Here is a 22,933-nt window from a genome sequence, read left to right on the forward strand (position 1 = left end):
TTTTTTTCTTATTTAAAGAAATATAAAAACAAAAACAAATAAACCCACAATAAATCAAGAAAGTGCCAGTACATTGCACCCAGTTCAATTCCAAGGGTTTGAGATGAATTATATTTTTGTTTAAAATGATTATAAATTATAATAAGAAGAGAAATTACCCCACCAGCAAGGTGAATCAAGTGTACAACGGTAACAACATATAGAAATGTTGTCGTTATTGAACTTTCACTTCCGGTAAAATAATACCCGTTTTCCACTATTTGTCCGAAACCTACAAACTGCAAAATAACAAACAAAATTCCCAATACTAAAGTAAACAAAAGAAACTTAGTAGTGGCACTTTGGTTGTCTTTTTGAATTGCTTTTTTTGCCAAATGAAAAGTAACACTGCATCCAATAATTGCTACTGTGCTAAAATAAAAAGCTGTCGGTAACTGAAAGTCCTTCAACCAATCTGTTCTTGATTTACTAACTACATAAGCACTTGTAAGCCCCGCAAACATCATTATCATGCTCACCATAGCAAAAAGTAAGAGTAACTTGTACGATCTTGCCGTTCTAGATTTGTGGTCTTCTTCCGTTGTCATTGTGATTTCCATAACTATCTTAAAAATTTATCAAATATATAAACTAACTGTAACAACGTAATATACGAAACACTTACCAGCATCAAAGTTCTTGCCGCTTTAGCAGTTCGTTTTTTATACAACTGCACTCCATAATAAAGCATCCAAAGACCCAATAAAAATACCAAACCCGCAGCTAACGGCGTAATAAACAATTGACCGGTATAACCCAAAGCTGGTAAAAGCGAAGCTATTATAAGCCAAACCGTATATAAAATAATCTGCAAAGCAGTTGATTTATCCTTTTTCCCGGTAGGCAACATAAAGAAACCCGCTTTTTCATAATCCTCATACAAAAACCATCCGATGGCCCAAAAATGAGGAAATTGCCAGAAAAACTGAATTAAAAATAAAGTCCCTGCTTCTATACCAAATTCTCCTGTTGCCGCAACCCATCCCAACATAAAAGGAATTGCTCCAGGAAAAGCTCCTACAAAAACTGACAGCGAAGTCATTGTCTTCAAAGGCGTATATACACTCGTGTATAGAAATATAGAAATCGCACCAAACATGGCGGTTTTAGAATTGATCGTATATAATAGTACAATTCCAATAATAGTGAGAAGACTTGCAATGATCAAAGCAGTATTAGATGACATTCTGCCTGCTGGAACCGGCCGATTTTTTGTTCGATCCATCAAAGCATCTAAATCCTTTTCAATAACCTGATTAAAAGCATTAGAAGCACCTACCATGCAGTAACCACCTATAGCAAGTTTCAACAACACTATCCAACTGAATGAATGGATATTAGCAATCCCAAGCATAAATCCTGCAATAGACGAAAACACTACGCTAACAGCGAGACGCGCCTTAGTTATCTCGCGGAAATCAATATAGATAGACTTTAATGAAAAGGTATTTTGTGTTGCGTTCAATGCTAATGGTTATTTGCTTCGTAAAAACTTTTGCAAAAGTAGTTTATCAAAAGGGATTTGACAAAAAACAATTCATAAAAAAACTTCTTTAGAAATATAATAAACTAATAATCAAAATACCAATTAAAAACATCCGAACGTATTCCCAATGTAAACCAATTAGTACTTTGATTAAAAGTAGTAGAGGTATTCATTTCAGGATCAAAACTTCTGTAAATATAACTTCCAAAAAGTTTTAAATTAGTAGATGGATTTATCAGGTAACCTCCTTGGATATCAGCTATAAAAACGGCCGTTTTATTACCTTGCCCAACTTTTACGCCAGAATCTAACGGTCTGTTTTCATCATAATCTTTATAAATATTTCCTCCATAATTATAACGGTCATCAACGGTATCAAAATCTAAACCTCGAGTTCCTATTGTAAATTTTGCATCACCATAATATCTTCCTTTACGATAACGGGCAATGGCTAAAAATTCTTTAAAATTCCCTCCCCACTGATGTCCTATGCTTTGATTATTGTGCGCATAATTTGTAATAGGATTGCTGTGGGAATAAACATAAGGACGAACATGATTGTATTCTAACTGCAATATTAAATTATCAACCTGAAAAGCATTGTAATATTTAATCCCTAACTGATAACCAAATTTATTTTTCCAACTATTATCGCGCTTTTTAATATCGCCAAGAGAAAATTCATCAAGAATGAATTGTCCGTAAGCGTTTATCTGATTGTTCCATTTGTACTTATAGGTCAATCCTAAAACTGCATTTCCGCTTCTTGCCGAAGAAGCAAATTCAACCGAACGATAAAATATAATTGGATTTACAAAATTGACATCAAATCCTCGATCATTTGTATTAGTCCAAATTACCGATTCAAACAAACCAATATTTAATTTATTCGATACATTCCAACTCAAATAATGGTTTGCCATAAATTTTGTTGCATATGTTCTTTCAAGAGTCACCTCAGGGCGAACATCTTTAAGCCACATATATGTATTTGTATATTTTATTTTCCAGAAATTAGTGTTGATTTTGAAATATGGATATGGACTTGCCCCATCACTTTCCAATAAAGAACGGTATCCGTCTCCTATAAAATTTCTCCCGTAACCCAATTGCAGATCAAAATGTTTACTGGGTGCAAAAGTTATATTGGCTTCCGCCAAAGGAAAATCATACGCATCCGTTTTAAAATTTTTGGCAATTCCCATACCTGGAATAATTGCAGGATTCCCTCCCGCTGGCCTTATAGACTCGGCATAACGATTATAATAATCAGCAAATCGCCCCTGACTTTCAAAAACCGTTGTAGTGAAATTAATTTGCTTCCCAATGCCCCCACGAAAATTCAACCCTCGTGTATTTACATATGTATAATTCGCTTTGGTCTGCGATGCTTTACCAACTTGTAAATCCAATATCGGATTTAATGTAAACCAATAGCCTTCCCCTTGAATTTCTACTGTACTTTCATTCCATAATTTTCTGGCCCACCAACCAGAAGTATTTTTTTTAAGCTTATCATTTACCGTTTTAAGATCATAATATTTCGAAACCTCGGCATAAGAATATGGCTTAGATGCCGTATGATTGTTGCTTCCTACCTGATTTAAAGAAGCATCAAACTGAGAATAATAACTATGCGAAAAAGGAATATTCAAATGGCTTTCAAACTCAGGGTTTCTAAATTTTTTATAAACTATACTATCCAGTTCCGTTACTTGTTTTGTATCGTTTTTTATAATCTCTGCTCTAACAAGTGCTTCAGAAGCTAACTGTTCCGGGCTTTTTAAAGGGATTGCAATTGTAATGGTATATTTAGAGTAGGTAGGTTTTCCATTATAAGTCGATGCTTTTATTTTTGGAAATTTCTCAAAGACTCTTTTTGTTTCTTTTATTAAACTTTCATCTACAGCATCAGTATAAATCACTTTGAAAGAACCATTATTGTCCACTTCAAAAAGCACTTTTACATTGCCTTGATAATCGGCTTGTTTTAAATTTTCAGGAACTTCAAAATTTTGAAAAATAAAATCCAGCACTTTATTATAAAAACAGTTTTTTAATTCATTAGACTGCAAGTTTTCACAATTCGGAAAAATAGGAAACCGCTCTGCAGAAGGATCTGATTGTAACGAACTATTATTTACTTCTTGTGAATAAATAAAAAACGAATAAAATAACAAAAGTATAGTTGACAAACCTTTTTTCATGTTGACTTTCTTTGTAAATTTAGTATTCAGAGCTTGAATTTTGCCCATTAGCAATTAATTTTGCACTCGAAGTGCCTATTCTTTTTACACCTAACCGAATCATTTCAACAGCCTCCTCATAAGTTCTAACTCCTCCGGCTGCTTTAACAGGAAGTGGCGAAGCATTTTCCAACATCATAATAATAGAAGGAATAGTCGCTCCATTAGGTAAATTATTTTCTGTTTTATAAAAACCAGTTGATGATTTCACAAAAACAGAAGGACACAACTCTTGTTTAAAATTTGAAATAACGCAGTTTTTTATAAAAGCTGACAATTGTATAATTTGTTTATCATCTAGTGCCGCAACCTCTATAATCCATTTTACGACTTTGCCATTTTCTAAACCTAATTGCGTGCATTTTAAAATTTCATTTTTTACCAAATCCAGTTCACCGCGTTTGAATGCCTCGTAATTACAAACGAAATCTAAATCATCAGCTCCATCATTAATAGCCTGGATCGCTTCCTTCAGCTTTTCTTGTACGTTTGACTTTCCTTCAGGAAAATCAATTACTGTCCCTATTTGCAAACTTGAATCAGCAGCAATAATCATTTTTTTAGCCAATGAAACCATATTTGGCCGAATCATTATGAGTTTAAATTGCTCTTCGATCGCTTCATGAATATTTTTTTTGACTACAATAATATTCTCAGCCTCACTCAGTCCAGCTTGTGTTGCCGTTTTCAAATAGGTTGAATCTAAGTATTGTTTAATATCCATTGTTCTTTTGATTTTATAATGAGATAAGCGCTAAGCAGCAAAAATACATTTTAAATTCACATATTTTTAATATAAACATTTACTTTTCAAACTTGCTTCTTCTTTTACTTAATCCTTCTTTGGTAAAGAAAAAGTATAAGTATAAAAAATCCCACCTAAGTGGGATTATACTATCTGCTAAATTTTATCGAAACTGCAATACTTACCATATATTAGAATAACACAAACCGCCAGAGTTGCCCCTGTTATATTTGCCAAGACATCAATAACATCTCCTTTTCTGGTTGTTGTACACAATTCTTGCAAAATTTCAATTCCTACTCCAAAAAAAACAGAAAGAACAAATGACAACCTTAAAGGTTTAATGAAATTTGGGCTATTTAATTGTTTTTTAAAAAACAGAAACCAAAATAAAGTAAATACAAAATGAAAGCATGCATGTACAAATTTATCTAAATAAGGAATACTTATACTTGGAAGATTATTTGATGGCGTTAAACAAAAATACGCAATAACTCCAGTCCAAAATAAAGAAATCCAAAGATAAAGTAATTTAGGCACCAATAAGTTCTTTGTATGATTCACTTGAAAGCAAAGAATCAACTTCATCCATGTTTGCAACTTTAATTTTTATCATCCATCCAGCTCCGTAAGGATCAGAATTTACAACTTCCGGCTTGCCTTCTAATGCATCATTAAATTCAATAATTTCCCCTGATAACGGAAGAAACAAATCTGAAACAGTTTTAACTGCTTCAACTGTACCAAAAACCTCATCTTTTTTTAAAGCTTGATCGAGAGTTTCAACCTCAACATATACGATATCTCCTAATTCTTTTTGTGCAAAATGTGTAATTCCTACTGTTGCAATATCACCTTCTAAACTAACCCATTCGTGATCTTTTGTGTACTTTAAATTTGCTGGTATATTCATAAAAATATTTATTGATAATTACTATTTACTAATTGAAATTTTATGGAACAAATGTAACAATCTCAATTCAAATCTTGTTTAGATTTTAAAAAAATTAATTGCCAAAATTATAACGCATTGTAAATCCTGATCGAATGTTTGTTAAAGGAAAGGAAGTTGATATTACGGCTTTCGAAAATGAATGATCATAGTAGAAAATTGCTGTCAAGTTTTTACTAAATGCATAATCCGCAGTAATTTTTAAAGACCAAATGTTTTGCCCTCCGGCTAATTGATTATTATCATAATCCAAATAACGAACAATTGTTTGATTATTGCGGTATGACAAATCACCTTTCACGCTAATATCGCTTTTTATAATTCCAGTTGGATTATCAGCCAACCTGGAGGAAAAAATCACATCTTTAAATCGATATCCTAATCCGACGACATATTCTATTCCTTTTACCTCGGTCAATAAATTATTATCAAAACTCATCGATAACGCTCTGTCTTTCTTTACTTCGGTAAGTACTTTCAATGAATTTTTCAATTCAAAATCCATTCTGATAAGTGGATTGAACTGCTCCACTAGATTGATATTTGACATGATTGTTTTGTTGAAATAATTTCCGCTGGCATCCGTTCCAGCAGGATCTTTATCATATTCAAAATTAGATCTAAAAGCATTAATTGTATAAGAAGCTCTATACCCATGCTGCATAGAAAAACGCTTGAAATTTTCTTTGAAAAAACTATAACGCATCAATCCATTATATTTTACTGCCCAGTTTGGTATTGGAAAACTTCTAAATATCCCAAGGGAAACGTCTGATGCATTAGAACCGGAATAAGCGGCTAGAAAAGCAGGCAATAATACTGCCTGATTATTTTTACCATACCCTAATGGATAACCTTCACCATCTAGTTTAGACGGATTATTTATATCTATTCCTCGTTGAGAAGCTAATCGATTCGCAACTGCAAGTCTGTTCTTTCTAAAGTCATCAAATGCAGCAGATCCATTTTCATCACTTACTGAAAACGCTGTTTTTATTAGAACCGTCGATATAGAAAAAAGACCATAACTATAAGGTGATTGAGGTATGTACCCTTCTTGAATATCAACTCTATATTGTTCCGAGGAATTTCTAGAATATGCTCTATCTAATGACAAATCAATTTTTAAGTCAGGAAGCAAATCAACGTTTGCCGTAGCTTTAAATATTCTATTTGTTACTTGGGTAAAATTCTGATTGAATTCCTGATAATTGGTCAGCCATCCATTTCTAGCCGCTTCATATCGCACATCATCTTGGCTACCAAAAATAAAACCTAATGACGGTCTTGATGAACCCAAGAACCCAACTCCTGGAGTATATCCAGGTAATATTGTACCGCTATTCTCCGTGTAATTCATCTGAATATTTTTGACACTGGTTAAAACCCCTATCAAGCCGTCTACGAATTCATTGTTTTTTGCAGGTTGTTGGTTATTTGTATTTACTACTTTTTCACCCGGTTTTGGGATAGCCGCTTTTGGCTTAGCTACTGATTTATTGCTGTTTTTTGTCAATCCCAAATACTTATACAATGCATCCATGTTGAACGCAGCATTTAAATTATTAGAGCTTGCATTTTGAATCGTATTTCCTAAATTATAATTATTTCCATCAATTTGTATTTGAGACAATGCATTAGAAGCACGCTGCCAGCTATAATCTCCCGTGTAAGAATAATTAGCTTTTACAAAACTAAAAAGTGGAATTTTATTAATAGGCAACTCATAATTTAAAACTAATTGTTGCATATGTTGGTTAGGATCTCCAATATCCCAATAACTATCCCAAATTGTAAAAGAATCAATCGGTTCATTGTTCTCATTCAAATAATTTTTGACAATATTACTGGATGAAGCTGTATAATTTAATTTTAAAGATTTTGTTAAATTAAAATTAAACCCATATTGATAATTGAATGCAAAATTTCTTCTGTACAAAGGATCAAGTCCTATTCCCTCCACATCAACTTGTCTAAACTGCTGACGGTTGTATTGCCTGTTGATATTAGAATTAAATGAAATATTGGATGGCAAATAATTAAAATTAAAATCACTTAACAATTTCCAATAATTACTTTTTTTCATGAAAGCGGTTTTCTTAAAAGGCTCAATTGGTTTAGGTTGAAAAACAAAGCCATAATCAACAGATGAACTTACATGCTGATCGATATAATCTTCAATTTCAAAATCATGTCGCTCCACTTCATTAATAGATTGCGAAAAGGTGAAATTTTCTACATCATAAACATGTTGTTTCTGCTCCGGACTTCTTTCTTTTCGAACTCCTATAAAATTAATACTTGTTCGTTTTGTATAATCCGTTGCTCTTCTTTTAATATTATCTCTTTCTGCTTGATTATCTGTATTATCTAATAACTGTTTTAGTTTAATATCTTGATTGAAGGGATCATATTCTGGGGTAATCATTTCTTCACCAACAGCATAATTAAAAGGTAAATTCACCCCCCATTTTGGCGGCAATAATTTTCCGAGATTTAAATTTGTTACGATATTGTATTGCTTTGTATCTTCACGGCTTCTTTCATTTGGACCTTGTTCTAATGCTCCAAAACCTATGGTACTCATTTTCCCTGTAGCAGAAACAGTGGCAAAATCTGCAAGATTTGAGTCCAAATTCAGTACTGCAGCCATACCGCCTTGATTATCCATATCAGCAATACGCAATTCATTGAACCAAACCTCTCCTTTAATATCCTGATGCGTTTCATTACTTTTGACACCAACCATTAAAGTTCGAACTTGGCCAAAATTAGGATTTCCTTTAATTCCTAATCTTAATTTATTAGGTTTATTGGATAATGACGGATCCAGTTTATCATCATCTTCATTTTTATAATAAATTCCGTCCAATGGTAAATCATTTGGATTTACACTCATCGCCAAAATCTTCAATTTGGTCAGTAAGGCCAAAGATAAATCAATTTCATTATCCGCTGGCCAAACTGCTTCCGCACTTAAAGCAGAGCAATCTGAGGTTGAAGAGGGAGAAGGCTTAGTAATTTTCAAAGGAATTTCTATTTGATAGAAATTTTGTGTAAAGTCATTTCCAAAACGAATAAAACCAACCATTTGATTATCCTGAAGCGCAATTTCATTTGGCAAAGATTCAGCGTGCAAGAACATTTTCAGTTTTTTGAACTGACGCATGTCGATACTCACATTTTTAAAAACAGCTCTCGAATCCTCTGGCTCCAATCCATCACCCGATACTCTTAGAGCTAATGATTGTTCATTTTGATTAATAACTGTATTATTATTGTATAGTTGCTCTCTTACTACCCCTGGAGGAGTTATATAATTTATTGGACATCTTTCATTATTTTCTTGAACATTAACCGCCAATACATCCAGATCAGTTTTGTCATCAGCTACATTAGTATCATTAAAATCAAGTGTATTTGTATATCTTCTCCATTCTCCTCTAACTAAATCTAAAGCTCCAAAACGAACCGTTACTTGGTCATTAAAACCCGTCATAAACATTCTCATGAAACGTATTGATCTAAAGTCTGAAATATTTCCAATAGTATTTTCGGGTTGTGAAACTGGTACTTTAAACTGAATCCATCTTGCATCAGTTACGGAACCGTTTGCCAAAGTGACTTGGGTATTTCTAATATCAGTAATGTAATTTTGTCCAATACTCATATTTGGTTTGACATCAATACTATATTCATAATATGCATTAATGGTATTCATAGTATTGTCTCTGTTAATATCCTCGACATCTGGAACCGTAGAGGCACCTCTATTAGGATCATTAATATCAACTGCGGAGTTTCCGTCCACACCATTATAATTTTTATATCGTTCTGAAACATTTCCAGAAGCATTCAAATAATAGGTGTAATCATCTGATGCAGGATCCCGTTCTGACGCAAAATTATTGTAAACTGAAACTTCTTTGACATTTGCCAAACCATCTAAACCGACATCCTGATTTTTTCTATTATCAGCATTGGTATCAAACGCATAAATTAAAGATTGCGATGCAGGGACATCTCCCCAGACAGATGGCGGATTTGACAAAATTTGATCTGGACCAAGACCATTTTCATATTGTTTTCTTCCGTCTTTAAGAACATCCTCAGAGACCTCTCCTAAATTGAAATAAATTTTACCTGTATTAGTTTGAGGAATTTGCCCACTTCCAACATACGGATCTAATACCCAAAATTGAATATATTCTACATTCCCTTGTTCGAAATTAGTTGAATTCAATGATCTCATAATCCCACCAAAATTTGATGATGGGCTTGTACTGTAATTTAAACTATTATTGTAAGGTCCTCTATCTGAAGGATAATAACTTAAATCTAATGTATTAACAACTTGGGATTGTCCTTGTGCAATATCCGTTAAAGGATATAATTCTTCGCTATAAATTCTTCTGGTCGTATTTAAAGACAAATCTTCATTTGAAATTCCAGATGGTTTTTGGGTGTAAAATACAGGGTCAATTGAATACCATGCTAATTTTGCTCTTTTAAAACCATAACTCAAATCGTTAGCACTGGCATTAAAATCATACGTACTCCTGGCATTTCTTTCTGGTGTTGATGATAAACTCCATGCATATGGTGAACGCATATCAATGGTCGATTGCGAACCTTCAAAATCATCAACATATATAGTAGATTCTCCTTGAAAACGATCTGCTTTTGGCGAATCCGGTTTCAAAAATGCAATTTCTCCTCTTACGGACAGATTCGAAGGGACATCCGTATCTATATTAGGTAATTTATTTACTAATCGGGTTAAGAATGGAACTTCAGTAGAAAAATTGGAGTTCAATCCAAAAATAGTATTATTCACGGATTCCTGACCAAAGCTAGATTTTTGTGTAAATGGTCTTTCAGACATTTTTAAAAAAGTAGCACCGACTAAAAAATTATCCGAAATTTTGTGTTCCACATTAACGCCCATAAACCTTCTGGTTTGTTGACCAAAAATTGAATTATTTTCCAAAGAAACATTAATTGGTGTATTCGATGCCTGAAGTGATGGGTCCAGAATTTGAACTCTTCCCAATTGGTAATTGACACTATAATCTATTCCTTCAACTAAAATCCTTCCTCCGGCTGTCACAACAACTGATCCTCTTGGCACATTAAAAGCTCCAATTGGAATCCCGTCACCTCCAGTAGATTTATATTTTCCTCTTAATAAAAATTTATTTTTATCACTATCTTGTAGAGCTCCGGATTGTGTATTACGATACATGTTTCTAAACACATATTTCTTTTGATTTGGGTTATAACTACTTTCATTATTATAATTTTCTCCCGAACCAGCGTTAGATAATTTAGAAAACAACAGTTCTCCAAATGGTTCTTTGGTTGTGAATATAATCCTTCCGTTTTGAGCATCGATTGTCAGGCCTTGCATAAAATCAAAAAAACCATCCCCTCCTGTTTGTGGATCATTATTATAATTCAATTTATCTAAATTAAACACTTTAAGTAAAGGAGTTTCAGCAACTTTATTTTCTTCGTTTTCTTTAGGTGTTTTTAATGGATCTGGTCCAGGAAATGGAACTGGATTTCCGGCAGCATCTTTTGCTTCGGTTATATAATTTAAAGCAGAAGGATCAGTATAAAGAATATTAAATCTAAAATCTTCCTGTTTTACTTGATACGCACCCGGAATTTGATAAATATTTTTCATCATCAGGTTCCAAACCGGATTTTTGACATTGGTCAAATTACTTTTCAGCATTTTCAATATCAAACTCTGTGTTATAATTGCCTGATTTGATTGATTAGTCCCTGTTACAACGGTCGCATCTACCCCGTCGCTTCCAAATTCCCCTACCTGGTAAACTTTGTCACCAATAGTGTATTGATAAGCAACAGCTAAAACCTCATCATTGGCTAATCGTTGTTGTAATGAAATATATCCTAACTGAGCATTAAATGTATACTCATTAGGATTCAGTTTTCGGGCATTTTCTAGTTTAGAATAATCCTGGCCTTCACTTACGGTTATACCATTAAATCCTGAACTGGAAGTAACAACCTCTCGTATATTATTATTCAGAAAACCGCTGTTACTGGCAATTAATGCAGGGTCATATTTATTATTTCTATTATCGGAAGGCTCATTAGTGGGAACTAAAAACATCCCTGTAGAAGGATCTAACACCACCACTTCATTATCAGTTATCGGATTCCCATTTGACCCTGTCAATTGTGCTTCCCCTAAATCCTGAAGTGCAATAATATTTCTTAAATTGTTATTAGTAGTGGTAACTCTGTTTTGTTTATTGGTAACCCAAATTTCTAATCTTGAAATTTGAACTCTACTATCAATAAAAGGATAGTTTTTTAAGGATGCATCGTATTTATTTCTGAAATACTGCGACAAGAAAAAGTGTCTGTCGTTATCATAATCCAAGGCATAAATATCAAAATCCTGAATTGTTCCGCCTCCTTGGGCAACGATGCTTTTGGTTTGCGATTTCTGTTCCGAAAATACACCAGTCACAGTAGTTTTACCAAATTGCAACTGCGTTTTTACCCCAAATAAACTTTGTGCGCCTCTAATTAATGAGCTGTTCAATGGCATACTAACGTTTCCAACCTCAATTTTTTGAATTATATCATCTTCAGTAGGGGCGTAATCTAACTTTATTAAATTTTGAAAAGCAAAAGTAGACTGCGTATCGTAGTTCGCATTTACATTAAGCCGAGTCCCTACTTTTCCCATTAAACTCATACTTATCCTTTGATTAAAATCAAAAGAAAGATTTGATCTATTTCTGGGAGAGAATGAGGGATTATCCTGTTTTGTGTAACGCATTCCCAAATCCATTTCTACAGATCCAGTTGGTTTCACATCAATAGTATTACTTCCGAAGATGGATTCAAAAAGCCCTGATTTCACATAATACCTTGGCAATAAATCTTTTTTAGCTTGTTCACTTCCTTCTTTTTTTCCATCTATAGCATCCACTTTTTTCTTGAAATAATCCCGCATGGATTCTTTCAAAACTAAGTTTTCATACTCTTTTGGCGTTAATATTATAGGATAGTCAATAGAAAACCCGTCGACAGAATTAGTATAAATATACCGATCTGTGACAGGATCATAGGAATAAGCAGAAAGAATACTTTGAGGATTTTTAAGTTGGACTTTCCCTGTAGAAAAACCAGTTTTAATTGTATCCTTAGCAATTGGTGTAACTTGGGCTTTCGATACAAAACCACAAAATATGACTAGCAAAAAAATACAAATTTTATGCATATAATCCGGTTTTTGAGTCTCTTTTATAAGTTTTTTAAAGCTTTTTTAATAATCGATTCAACAGAAGCTTCTGGATCCTCTTTTACAATTTTTTCTACGATTCGTTCTGAAGTTTTTCGAACAAAACCTAATACCTCCAAAGCAGATAACGCTTCATCTCGATTTGTATTGTTGTGTGATAAAGAAACTTCATCTAAATCATACAATTTCAATACTTTTTCTTTCAAATCAAGTATCACTCTTTGGGCCGTTTTACTACCAATTCCTTTTATGGATTGAATTGTAATTACATCTCCTGATGCAATAGCATTTGTAATTTGTTTGGGATCTAATGATGATAACATGGTCCTTGCAATACTGGCCCCAATACCAGAAACTGACAATAATAATTTGAAAATCTCTCTTTCTGATTTTTCTACAAAACCAAATAACGTGTGCGCATCTTCTTTTATTTGAAGATGCGTATATAATTTTATGAAGTCAGCATTAGGAAGCAAGGAGTAGGTATGTAAAGAGATATTTACATGATATCCAACACCACCACAATCAATAACCACCTGTGTTGGTGACTTTTCTACTAATTTTCCTTGTAAATGTGCTATCATTATTATTATTTTATGTCACCAAATATAACAAAATTAACAAATTATCTTACTAAATTTATCTTTATAAATGTTTTTATTGCCAAAAAATTACCGATTACACTTGTTTTTTCTTTTGTTTTTCTTGCGCATCAATCACAGCAATAGTTGCCATATTTACCATTTCTTCTACACTTGCACCTAATTGAAATATGTGAACTGGTTTTCCCATTCCTAACATGATAGGTCCTATTGAATCTACCTTATTCAATTCTTTCAAAAGTTTATAGGTAATATTGGCTGATTCCAAATTAGGAAAAATCAATGTATTTACTTTTTTTCCTGCTAGTTTTGAAAATGGAAACTTTGCTTTTAACATTTCTGGATTTAGAGCAAAATCAGCTTGAAGTTCGCCATCGATAACCATTTCTGGATAATTTTTATGCAAATAAGAGACTGCTGCTCTCACTTTTGAAGCACTTTCATTTGTCGAAGATCCAAAATTAGAATAAGAAATCATTGCTATAACTGGCTCTACACCAAACATTCTGGCTGTTTTAGCAGTCATTATTGCAATTTTTGCTAAATCATCTGACGAAGGATTAATATTTATAGCTGTATCCGATAAAAACATTGGCCCACGAGTCGTCATCATCATATTTGTAGTAGCAATAAGTGAAGCTCCTTGTGCTTTATCAATAAGCTGCAACATTGGTTTTACCACAGATGGATAACTTCGGGAATATCCTGTCACTAACGCATCCGCTTCTCCCTCATTGACCATCATCGCTGCAAAATAGTTTCTTTCGCGCATTAATTTCTGAGCATCTAATAATGAAATACCGCGTCTTTGTCTGGACGACCAATAAGTTGTAGCAAACTTGTTTCTTCTAAATTCTTCCTCTTTTTCTTTTGGATCTATGATTTCAACATCGGCATCAAAACCTAGTTCTTCTTTTAATTCCAAAATAATTTCTTTGTTCCCAAGTAGAATTGGAAAACCAATTCCTTCTTCTAATACAATTTGCGCTGCTTTAAGAACATCTAAATGATCTGCTTCCGCAAAAACGATTCTTTTCGGATCCATTTTGGCTCTATTAGTAATCAAACGAACCATTTTATTGTCATTCCCCAATCGATCTAAAAGCTCTTCTTCATACTTTTTCCAATCTGTAATAGGATTTAATGCAACTCCTGAATCCATAGCTGCTTTAGCAACCGCTGGGGCAACAATTGTTATCAATCTCGGGTCAAATGGTTTTGGAATAATATACTCTCTCCCAAAAATTAACTTAGTTGCTCCATAAGCAACATTAACCTGCTCCGGAACGGATTCTTTAGCCAGTAAAGCAAGTGCTCTCACCGCGGCCATTTTCATAGCTTCATTTATTTTGGTAGCCCTAACATCTAGTGCTCCTCTAAAAATATATGGAAATCCAAGAACATTATTAACTTGATTAGGATGATCAGAGCGACCAGTTGCCATAATAACATCTTTACGAGTTGCAATAGCAAGGTTATAGTCTATTTCCGGATCTGGATTTGCCATCGCAAAAACAATCGGATTTTCTGCCATCCCCAATAACATTTGTGAAGTCATAATGTCTCCTGTTGACAACCCTAAGAAAACATCAGCTCCACTCAATGCTTCTTCCAAAGTCATTGGCTCAATATCTTTTGCATATTTTTGTTGTAAATCAGAAAGTAATTTATTGTCTTTTGTCAAGACACCTTTACTGTTGAACATCAATATATTTTCTATTTTCACTCCAAGCAAAACATATAAATCGGCACAAGCAAGAGCTGCTGAACCCGCTCCTGAAATCACTAATTTTACCTCTTCTGATTTTTTATTTGCCAATTCCAATGCATTCAACAAAGCTGCAGATGATATAATTGCAGTTCCATGCTGATCATCATGCATCACCGGAATATTTAATTCTTCAACCAGTCGTCTTTCTATTTCAAAAGATTCAGGTGCTTTGATATCCTCCAGATTTATCCCACCAAAAGTTGGCGCAATATTTTTGACTGTTTGGATAAATTCTTCAATGTCTTTAGTTCCAATTTCAATGTCAAAAACATCTATATCTGCAAAAATTTTAAACAATAATCCTTTGCCTTCCATTACTGGTTTTGAAGCTTCCGGACCTATGTCACCAAGTCCTAAAACGGCAGTCCCATTTGTAATTACAGCAACCAGATTTCCTTTTGCTGTATATTTATAAACATTATTTACATCTTTTGCGATTTCCAAACAAGGCTCAGCTACACCCGGAGAATACGCCAAAGACAAATCTCTTTGTGTTGCATATTTCTTAGTGGGAACTACTTGAATTTTACCGGGAGTAGGCTTTGCGTGGTATAATAATGCCTCTCTTCTTTTGCTATTTTTGTCCATTTTTTTAGATTTTATCCTAGTTTACAAAGATATACCACTTGGTCCAAAAATTAAGCTATTATCTTATTCTTTTATAAAAAATAGCCTAAGTCATTATGTGTAAATTAAAATAGCTGCAAAAAATTGCAGCTATTTTAATTTATAATTTTATCTTGATTACATTTTGCTTCCACTGATATAAGAATCCAGATGTTGAATGGTCTCCTTTTGAATTTCAATGATTGCTTTTACTACATCTCCCATAGAAATAATCCCAACAGTTTGATCATTTTCGACAACCGGTAAATGTCGAATTCTTTTGGTACTCATCAATTCCATACAATAATCTAAATTATCAGATGACTTTACGGTAAAAACTTCCTTTTCCATTATTTCATTCACATACGTTTTTTTTGAAGATTTGTCTTTAAGAACAATTTTTCTAGCATAATCTCTTTCAGATAAAACTCCTTTTAACACATCATCTTCAATTATTAATACCGCTCCAATATTCTTTTCTCCCATCACCTTTAAAGCTTCATATACAGTAATAGTAGAAACTATAGAATATACTTCCTTTCCTTTTGTGCTTAATATTTGATTTACAGTCATATTGAATAAATTTATTGAATTATAAAGTTAGAAAAAATAACATACAAATGACAAAAATTTCATATTTTTTTATTGTTCAAATAAATCTTCCGGAGAGGTCAACTTGTTCAACTCGTTTTTAAAATTATCATTTAAAATGCTTAAACCATATTGATACGACGCATTTACCCACCCAAATCCTTCTTTTGCGATATAATCAAATTTAGTTCCTACATTGCCATATTCAGCAAAAACTTTATGCGAGCTAATTTCTAAATCGAATTTTTCAGGAATAGTTCCATTATATTCTACCGCATTTTTGGTTATCAACCACAGCCATCTATAGACCATCTCTTGCGCTTTATCCAGATAATTATAATTAATCAAACCCTCCCATAATAGCATTTGATGTGGCGCCCATCCAAACGGATAATCCCATTGTCGCTGCGGCACGTCTTTTGGAAAATTAGGAATACTAGCTTGGGTACTACCGGTAATTCCACCGCTCATTACAAATTGTGGCAGTACAATTTCTACCAACTTTTTAGCTTGCTCCTCACTGCATAGTTTAGCCCATAAAGGAAAAAAAGTTGCAGCTGCTTCAAATGGAAATTGTTTTTTATTCACAAAATCATAATCAAAATACATACTTGATTCTTCATTCCAGCATAATTCATTGATTTTATCCTTTCGAAAAAGAGCCTTTTGTTCCCATTCGTCAGCAGTATAAATCACATCTTCTATTTGAAAAATACCATTAAAATACTCTTTTATCAGGTGAGCAACATCTTTTTCATATTTATAAAGAAAACTGTTTACATCTATTGAATTCAAATTGGCACAAGTATTTATAAACCTGTTCGTCGTGTCATGACCGCTTTCTCTCATACTTCGATCATGCACAAAATACAAATCGAGCTCCACATCAACCAACGTTCTTTCCAAATATTTTTTCTCAAATTCTCGAATGGGCAGTTTGTATTTTTTAGCGTAAGGTTCAAAAACATCATCAAAATGCCCCGGTTCCACTTCAAAAGGCATACCTACGCCATCTGCTTTATACCGATTTAAACCCGTTTCAGTCAATCGATTTCCTTGCACCATCCAAACCGTGTTATATTCCAGAATTACGATTTTAAGATGACTTCTTAACCAATCTAAACTTGGCACTTTATATTTCACTATGTCAATCAATAGCGACGAATATAAAGGAGGCTGTGTTCTGGTTAAGTAATAACTTCGATTCGCGTTTAGTATTTTTCCATAATGTATGATCTGATACTTAAAGTTTTCAGCAATAGCCATGGCTTTTTCAATTTGATTGTCAACTAACAACCCAACACCAATAAAATAACTGTCCCAACCATACATTTCATTAAATCGTCCTCCGGGTACCACAAAAGGAACACCTTGTAAACTATATAACTTTTGTTCTAATGCCAAGGCAAGAATCCCGGGTTTAGCATTTAAAGTATCTACGTATTCAACCGAATAATTTTCAGGTAAGATCTCAAGTTTAAAATTTATTAGTTCTTTTTCCAATTCTCTAAAATAATCTACTCCTTTTTTATCTTTGGCAGAAACATACAGCGTAGGTACTTTACTAGAAGTTTTTTCGTCTTCAATAATTTGGGTAAGTCCCTTTTTATCAATAGTGCGAGTAAGTTCATCCCAGTAATCTTCTTTGATTTTTCTCGAAATACGTTCTACGGGCTTTTCCTGAATTCGATTTAAATCCACCTCACCAATTTGAATATTACTTTCTCTCAGCATAGCCAACTCCTGAAGTAAATTCGAAAGATGATACGTTCCCTCTATAACCTGTTCCTGTTTCGACTTTTCATCCACTAAAACAAATTTTTTAGGACCGTTATCGTCTTTTGTTATTTTTTTATCGTTATCGGTATCTTCCTGAAGCAGCAGTTCGCGGAATACCTTATCTATGTTGAGTAAGAATTTCATTTTTTAGAAGTAAGTTTTTTTAGTATAAAGAAAGAAACAAGTAGTAAGGACATTGGAATTAATGTATAATAGAATGCATTTTCAGGACCTTCATTTTTGAACAAATATCCAATAATTCTAGAACCAAGAGTTCCGCCAAGTGCAGAAAAAACAACAATTAACCCTGTCATCGAGCTGTGCATTTTTTTAGGTAACGCACTTAAAACCACAGAATTCAAAAGTGGATAAATTGGCGCAATAAAAAGTCCTACTAATGGAAATGCAAACCCAATTAATGGAATATCCCTTAACGAATTAATTTCTTTTACATCCAATCCAACTGTTTTTGGGAGCACAAAAATCACAATTAACATTGCTATTACGATACAGGAACTAAGTACCCAAATCCAATTTACTTTTTTAATTATCACACCCGCTAAAAGTCTTCCGGCAGCTAACGAAATTGCCAAAATACTTGCCATCATGATACTTATATTCTCTGGGAGATGCAATACTTTACTATTAAAAGTAGGCAACCACGACATTATTCCTTGTTCAATCATCACAAACAAGAAAGCACTAATTACAAATACAATTGTTAATAGCTTTACAAATAAATTGAACATTTGTTTGAAATCATCCGCTAAGTTAACTCCAGGTATTTCAGTTTTATTTTCAAATTTGGCAAAAAATAAAAATCCAAAAGACACTAATGAGATTGCAGCCAATAACCAATATACATTGAGCCAGGCATCAGGATTTACCTCAGAATTAAAAGCAGGAAACAAAAAATAAGCTACCGCAATTCCAATCATAAAAACCCCTTCTATACTGCTCATCAAGCTATTATGCTCCTGTTGATTATCTGTAACGGTTCCGATAAGTGAATATACCGATACTTTTATTAAAGCAAAAGAAACACCCACTGTTGCAAAAAGCAATTTTGCCGTACCAAATGAATTTCCAAAATACATACTGACACAAGCAACAGAAACTAATGCCAATCCAATAAGCATAGCTCTTTTATATCCAATTCTCGGCAAAAAAGACGCTATTAAAAAAGAAACTATAGCAATAGGTAAATCCTTAAAAGCCTCAAGAATACTTGCTTGTAATTCATCTACACCATAATTTTTTTGTGCTTTTAATATTACTATTCCAACGCTATTTAGCAGTATAGCAAACACAAAATAATTTAGATACATTGCTATTTTTATAGTACTTTTTCTCATTTAAAATATATTTGGGAGTTTGACTTTTTTGTTAAAAGTAAATTACGATTCGATATTCAAATAGTCTCTAAAATTAATTCCTTCCGGTAATCTTCCCACGTTTTGAAGTTTTAGTATCGCTAATTTCTGAGCAATAGTAATGGATTCCTCCAGATTTTTATTTTCTAATTGTGCATATAAAAAACCAGTCCAAAAAGCATCGCCGGCACCAGTAGTGTCTTTTATATCTTCTATTGGCAAAGCTTTTTGATGAAACATACCAAAATCAGTATTGGACAACACCACTCCGTCCTTACCTTTTGTCAAACAAATAGTTGATGCACCTAATTCATGAAAATACTCAAAAATAAAATCTTCCGTTTTTGATTCAGCGAAGAGTCTGTAACAATCGTCTTCACTTAATTTAACTAGTGGATTGGTAGATAAATAATCCTTCAAAACAATTTTTGCTTCTTCTCGATCTGGCCATATTCTTTCCGAAAAATTAATGTCGATGCTAGTCAATAATCCTAATTGTTTTGCTCTTTTAGCACTTTCTAAAATAGTCGTTCGAGCCGGATCTTTGCTCAAGGCAAAACAAGTGGTATGAAATATTTTGGCACTTTTGAGTAATTCATCTGAAATTTGACTTTGTACAATCTGATAATCTGCCTCTCGATACGGAATAAAATCTGGTGTTCCAGAAGATTTTGAAACAAGAATAATTGAGGTCGGTACGCCTTCTAATTTTTTTACCTGAGTGGTTATAACATTATTTTCTTTTAATTTTCGAACAATATATTCACCCAAACCATCCTGACCGCAAGTAGCAATTAACGCCGACTTTAAGCCCAATCTTGAAGCGTTCACAGCTACATTAGTTGGCGATCCGCCAAGAAAACGATGGTAATCCTTTGTTCTATTAATAGATGTATTTACTTCATGACCTATAAAATCGATTAGTACTTCACCTGCACATATTATATCTATTCTTTTTTCCACTTTACACTAAAAATTTAAAGTTAGTATTTATACTTTGATGCAACATAACCGTCGCAGCTGCACTCCAAGTGCAAAAAGGAACGCCATTTGCGAGTTTAGTCTCACTATTGAAATTTTCATAGAAACTAAAATTCTCAACTGCATTTGCTTCATTTATCGCATTTAGAAGCCGTAAGGCCTCACCATCCTTTTCTTTAGCAAGTAACGCTAAACCATAAAATCCGTTTACCATAGGCCAGGTTCCTCCATTATGAAACTCATTCGGATAATTTCGGAATTCATATTTACAATTGTTTTTAAGCAAGTTCCAGTCTAAATCGCTTTCTTTTACAGGAGGCCAAAAAGCGGGTAATAACTGCAAAGTCATTTCATTTTTGAGCGCTATTGAATACTCTAAAATACTATTTTGAAAATCTTTGGAACCAATGTTTAAGAACAACGCTAACGAATTAGCGAAAGCATCAAATTGTGTTTTATATCCTGCTGGTGAAAAAGAACAAGGCATATATTTTTGGATATTTACTTCTTTATATGCTCTTTCATGGTATTTCTCGCCAATAGAATTTGGGGTGAAATTAATTTCGAGTTGTTCTGTAATTTTTTCAATTTTAGCACTAATCAAATCGTTTTTTGCAAAATGATTGAAACTCTTTAATGCCCAAATTCTTAACAATTGATCGTATAAAACATAGCCATCTGTAATGTATTCATCCGCCCAGTTTCCAGAAAGCGGTACATACATTAAATGTCTATTGTTAAATTCCCAAGCCTCTAAAAGCTGCAAACACTTTTGAATGTTACTTTCGTATTTTTTCATGAAATCGGCATCATTCGTATAAAATGAATATTGACAAATTCCTATAATAAACCAAGTTACTGCATCAACTCGTCCGGCCAAACCTCCATAACTTACTTCAACAACATTTTCATTCGTCATTACATTAGAAGGAATTGTCCCATTATAATGTTGATTTTCAGCCAATGTCTCTAATGTTTTACGAAAAGTAGCAATCAATTCCACATTACCTGAAGCCAATGCGGCCAATCCGCATATTACGCCATCACGAGCCCAAACTCTTTTATAATTAGAAATGTCTTGAGCACTAGCCAAAAAACCTTCGCTTGAAGAAGCTTTTTGTAGCAATTCAAGTGCTTTGGTATAATTTAAATTATTCACTTAATTCTACTTTTTTTGTTTTAATAAATAAGGTGCAAATTGCACCAATAACCAATAACACTCCTGCAAAAGTTATTGCTAATCTGGGATCGTTGTTCAAAAAATGCTTAAGAATATAACCAAAAGTGATCGTCTGAATAAACATAGGAATTACAATCATCATATTAATAATACCCATATACACTCCATAACGTTCTTTAGGTATGTTGTTCACGACCATCAGATAAGGTATTCCCATCATACTTGCCCATCCAATTCCAAAACCAGTTATGGCCGGAAATAATAAATATTTGTTTTCTATGTGAGGAAAAATTAAAAAGCCAATTGCTGCCAACATCAAGCAAGTAAAATGCACCGATTTTGCGGAATACTTTTTTGCAAAATACACTAATGAAAAGGCGCATAAAAAAGTAACAATATTATACCATCCATTTACTAATCCAGTCCATCCTACCGCTTCAGAATACAATTTCATGTCTTTTTGAGGTGTCGTATGCCAAACCGAGAGAGCAATACTTTTTGATGAATTTTGCCAATAACAAAACAAGGCGTACCATTGAAATAGATACACCAAAGCCAGTTGCCACATCACCTTAGGCATGTGTTTTATGGCACTAAAAATATCAATAAATGGACTGTAAACATGTAAAGGCTCCTCATGTATCTTTTGTAACTCTTCCTCTGTAGGAGGAATTTCTTTTGTAGTGTGAGAACTCCATAAAACGGAGGCTATTGAACATACTGCTCCAAGAAAAAAAGAGGCATAGACCCAAGTTGGCAATTTTCCAGTTGTACCAATAAAAATCATTGGAAATATAAATAACGATATGTTTGCCAATGTTTGTCCAAAACCGGTAAAGAAACTCTGAGCCTGAAAACCAACAGGCTGCTGAGACACATCTAATTTGTCAGCTATAAAGGCGCGATAAGGTTCCATTGCTGTATTGTTTCCTGCATCTAAAATCCACAATAATCCCGCTGCCATCCATAGCGAACTACTAAACGGAAATAAGAATAACGCAATGCTGCAAATTAATGCTCCAATTAAAAAAAAAGGTTTTCTTCGTCCTCCAAATTTTGGAGACCATGTTTTATCACTTAATGCTCCAATTATTGGTTGAATCAATAATCCCGTCAATGGTCCTGCGAGATTAAGTAATGGCAACTGATCAGGACTGGCACCAAGAAAATCATAAATAGGATTTACTGCACTTTGCTGTAAACCAAAACTATATTGAATACCTAAAAAACCAACATTCATATTGATAATCTGCCAAAAACTTAATTTTATTTTAATTCCCATTCTTTAATATGT

General features: G+C 33.4%; 15 protein-coding genes. All 15 read right to left on the reverse strand.

Features of this window, described 5'->3' with window-relative positions:
* Positions 1–8: 8 nt before the first annotated feature.
* Positions 9–599 carry a cytochrome c oxidase subunit 3 gene (locus C4S35_RS04000; RefSeq protein WP_103998940.1) on the reverse strand — a complete coding sequence of 197 codons (591 nt, stop codon included), beginning with the start codon at positions 597–599 and terminating at the stop codon, positions 9–11.
* 2 nt (positions 600–601) lie between these two features.
* Positions 602–1,504: a heme o synthase gene (gene cyoE, locus C4S35_RS04005; protein ID WP_103998941.1), complete on the reverse strand. Its 903-nt coding sequence runs from the start codon at positions 1,502–1,504 to the stop codon at positions 602–604.
* A gap of 104 nt (positions 1,505–1,608) precedes the next feature.
* Positions 1,609–3,732 carry an energy transducer TonB gene (locus tag C4S35_RS04010; RefSeq protein ID WP_103999101.1) on the reverse strand — a complete coding sequence of 708 codons (2,124 nt, stop codon included), beginning with the start codon at positions 3,730–3,732 and terminating at the stop codon, positions 1,609–1,611.
* A gap of 19 nt (positions 3,733–3,751) precedes the next feature.
* Positions 3,752–4,495, reverse strand: coding sequence for a deoxyribose-phosphate aldolase (deoC, locus tag C4S35_RS04015; RefSeq protein WP_103998942.1), 744 nt, complete (start codon positions 4,493–4,495; stop codon positions 3,752–3,754).
* A gap of 177 nt (positions 4,496–4,672) precedes the next feature.
* Positions 4,673–5,104: a VanZ family protein gene (locus C4S35_RS04020; protein WP_103998943.1), complete on the reverse strand. Its 432-nt coding sequence runs from the start codon at positions 5,102–5,104 to the stop codon at positions 4,673–4,675.
* Positions 5,049–5,429, reverse strand: a complete 381-nt coding sequence (gcvH, locus tag C4S35_RS04025) for a glycine cleavage system protein GcvH (RefSeq protein WP_103998944.1) — start codon at positions 5,427–5,429, stop codon at positions 5,049–5,051. The genes C4S35_RS04020 and gcvH overlap by 56 nt, the downstream gene beginning before the upstream one ends.
* Positions 5,430–5,523: 94 nt before the next feature.
* Positions 5,524–12,735 carry a T9SS outer membrane translocon Sov/SprA gene (gene sov, locus C4S35_RS04030; protein WP_103998945.1) on the reverse strand — a complete coding sequence of 2,404 codons (7,212 nt, stop codon included), beginning with the start codon at positions 12,733–12,735 and terminating at the stop codon, positions 5,524–5,526.
* A gap of 23 nt (positions 12,736–12,758) precedes the next feature.
* A complete protein-coding gene (gene ruvA / locus C4S35_RS04035) occupies positions 12,759–13,340 on the reverse strand; it encodes a Holliday junction branch migration protein RuvA (protein WP_103998946.1) in 582 nt (193 codons plus the stop codon).
* Positions 13,341–13,434: 94 nt separating this feature from the next.
* Positions 13,435–15,717, reverse strand: coding sequence for an NADP-dependent malic enzyme (locus C4S35_RS04040; RefSeq protein WP_103998947.1), 2,283 nt, complete (start codon positions 15,715–15,717; stop codon positions 13,435–13,437).
* Between the two features lie 156 nt (positions 15,718–15,873).
* Positions 15,874–16,308, reverse strand: a complete 435-nt coding sequence (locus C4S35_RS04045) for a CBS domain-containing protein (RefSeq protein ID WP_103998948.1) — start codon at positions 16,306–16,308, stop codon at positions 15,874–15,876.
* A gap of 69 nt (positions 16,309–16,377) precedes the next feature.
* Complete coding sequence (locus C4S35_RS04050) at positions 16,378–18,249, reverse strand: trehalase family glycosidase (protein ID WP_103998949.1); 1,872 nt, start codon at positions 18,247–18,249, stop codon at positions 16,378–16,380.
* Complete coding sequence (locus C4S35_RS04055; RefSeq protein ID WP_103998950.1) at positions 18,246–19,460, reverse strand: MFS transporter; 1,215 nt, start codon at positions 19,458–19,460, stop codon at positions 18,246–18,248. Before C4S35_RS04055 ends, C4S35_RS04050 begins: the two co-directional genes overlap by 4 nt.
* Positions 19,461–19,502: 42 nt before the next feature.
* Positions 19,503–20,441 carry a carbohydrate kinase family protein gene (locus C4S35_RS04060; RefSeq protein ID WP_103998951.1) on the reverse strand — a complete coding sequence of 313 codons (939 nt, stop codon included), beginning with the start codon at positions 20,439–20,441 and terminating at the stop codon, positions 19,503–19,505.
* A 1-nt stretch (position 20,442) separates the two neighbouring features.
* Positions 20,443–21,618, reverse strand: a complete 1,176-nt coding sequence (locus C4S35_RS04065) for a glycoside hydrolase 100 family protein (RefSeq protein ID WP_103998952.1) — start codon at positions 21,616–21,618, stop codon at positions 20,443–20,445.
* Positions 21,611–22,921, reverse strand: a complete 1,311-nt coding sequence (locus tag C4S35_RS04070) for an MFS transporter (RefSeq protein ID WP_103998953.1) — start codon at positions 22,919–22,921, stop codon at positions 21,611–21,613. The genes C4S35_RS04065 and C4S35_RS04070 overlap by 8 nt, the downstream gene beginning before the upstream one ends.
* Positions 22,922–22,933: the final 12 nt, after the last annotated feature.

It is taken from the genome of Flavobacterium urumqiense, assembly GCF_900108015.1.
Taxonomy (GTDB): domain Bacteria; phylum Bacteroidota; class Bacteroidia; order Flavobacteriales; family Flavobacteriaceae; genus Flavobacterium; species Flavobacterium urumqiense.

Coding starts and splice junctions, on each gene's coding strand:
- C4S35_RS04045 (WP_103998948.1), bottom strand. CDS start 16,308: ATGACTGTAAATCAAATATTAAGCACAAAAGGAAAGGAAGTATATTCT.
- ruvA (WP_103998946.1), bottom strand. CDS start 13,340: ATGATAGCACATTTACAAGGAAAATTAGTAGAAAAGTCACCAACACAG.
- C4S35_RS04050 (WP_103998949.1), bottom strand. CDS start 18,249: ATGAAATTCTTACTCAACATAGATAAGGTATTCCGCGAACTGCTGCTT.
- C4S35_RS04040 (WP_103998947.1), bottom strand. CDS start 15,717: ATGGACAAAAATAGCAAAAGAAGAGAGGCATTATTATACCACGCAAAG.
- sov (WP_103998945.1), bottom strand. CDS start 12,735: ATGCATAAAATTTGTATTTTTTTGCTAGTCATATTTTGTGGTTTTGTA.
- C4S35_RS04020 (WP_103998943.1), bottom strand. CDS start 5,104: ATGAAGTTGATTCTTTGCTTTCAAGTGAATCATACAAAGAACTTATTG.
- deoC (WP_103998942.1), bottom strand. CDS start 4,495: ATGGATATTAAACAATACTTAGATTCAACCTATTTGAAAACGGCAACA.
- C4S35_RS04010 (WP_103999101.1), bottom strand. CDS start 3,732: ATGAAAAAAGGTTTGTCAACTATACTTTTGTTATTTTATTCGTTTTTT.
- C4S35_RS04070 (WP_103998953.1), bottom strand. CDS start 22,921: ATGGGAATTAAAATAAAATTAAGTTTTTGGCAGATTATCAATATGAAT.
- gcvH (WP_103998944.1), bottom strand. CDS start 5,429: ATGAATATACCAGCAAATTTAAAGTACACAAAAGATCACGAATGGGTT.
- C4S35_RS04055 (WP_103998950.1), bottom strand. CDS start 19,460: ATGAGAAAAAGTACTATAAAAATAGCAATGTATCTAAATTATTTTGTG.
- C4S35_RS04000 (WP_103998940.1), bottom strand. CDS start 599: ATGGAAATCACAATGACAACGGAAGAAGACCACAAATCTAGAACGGCA.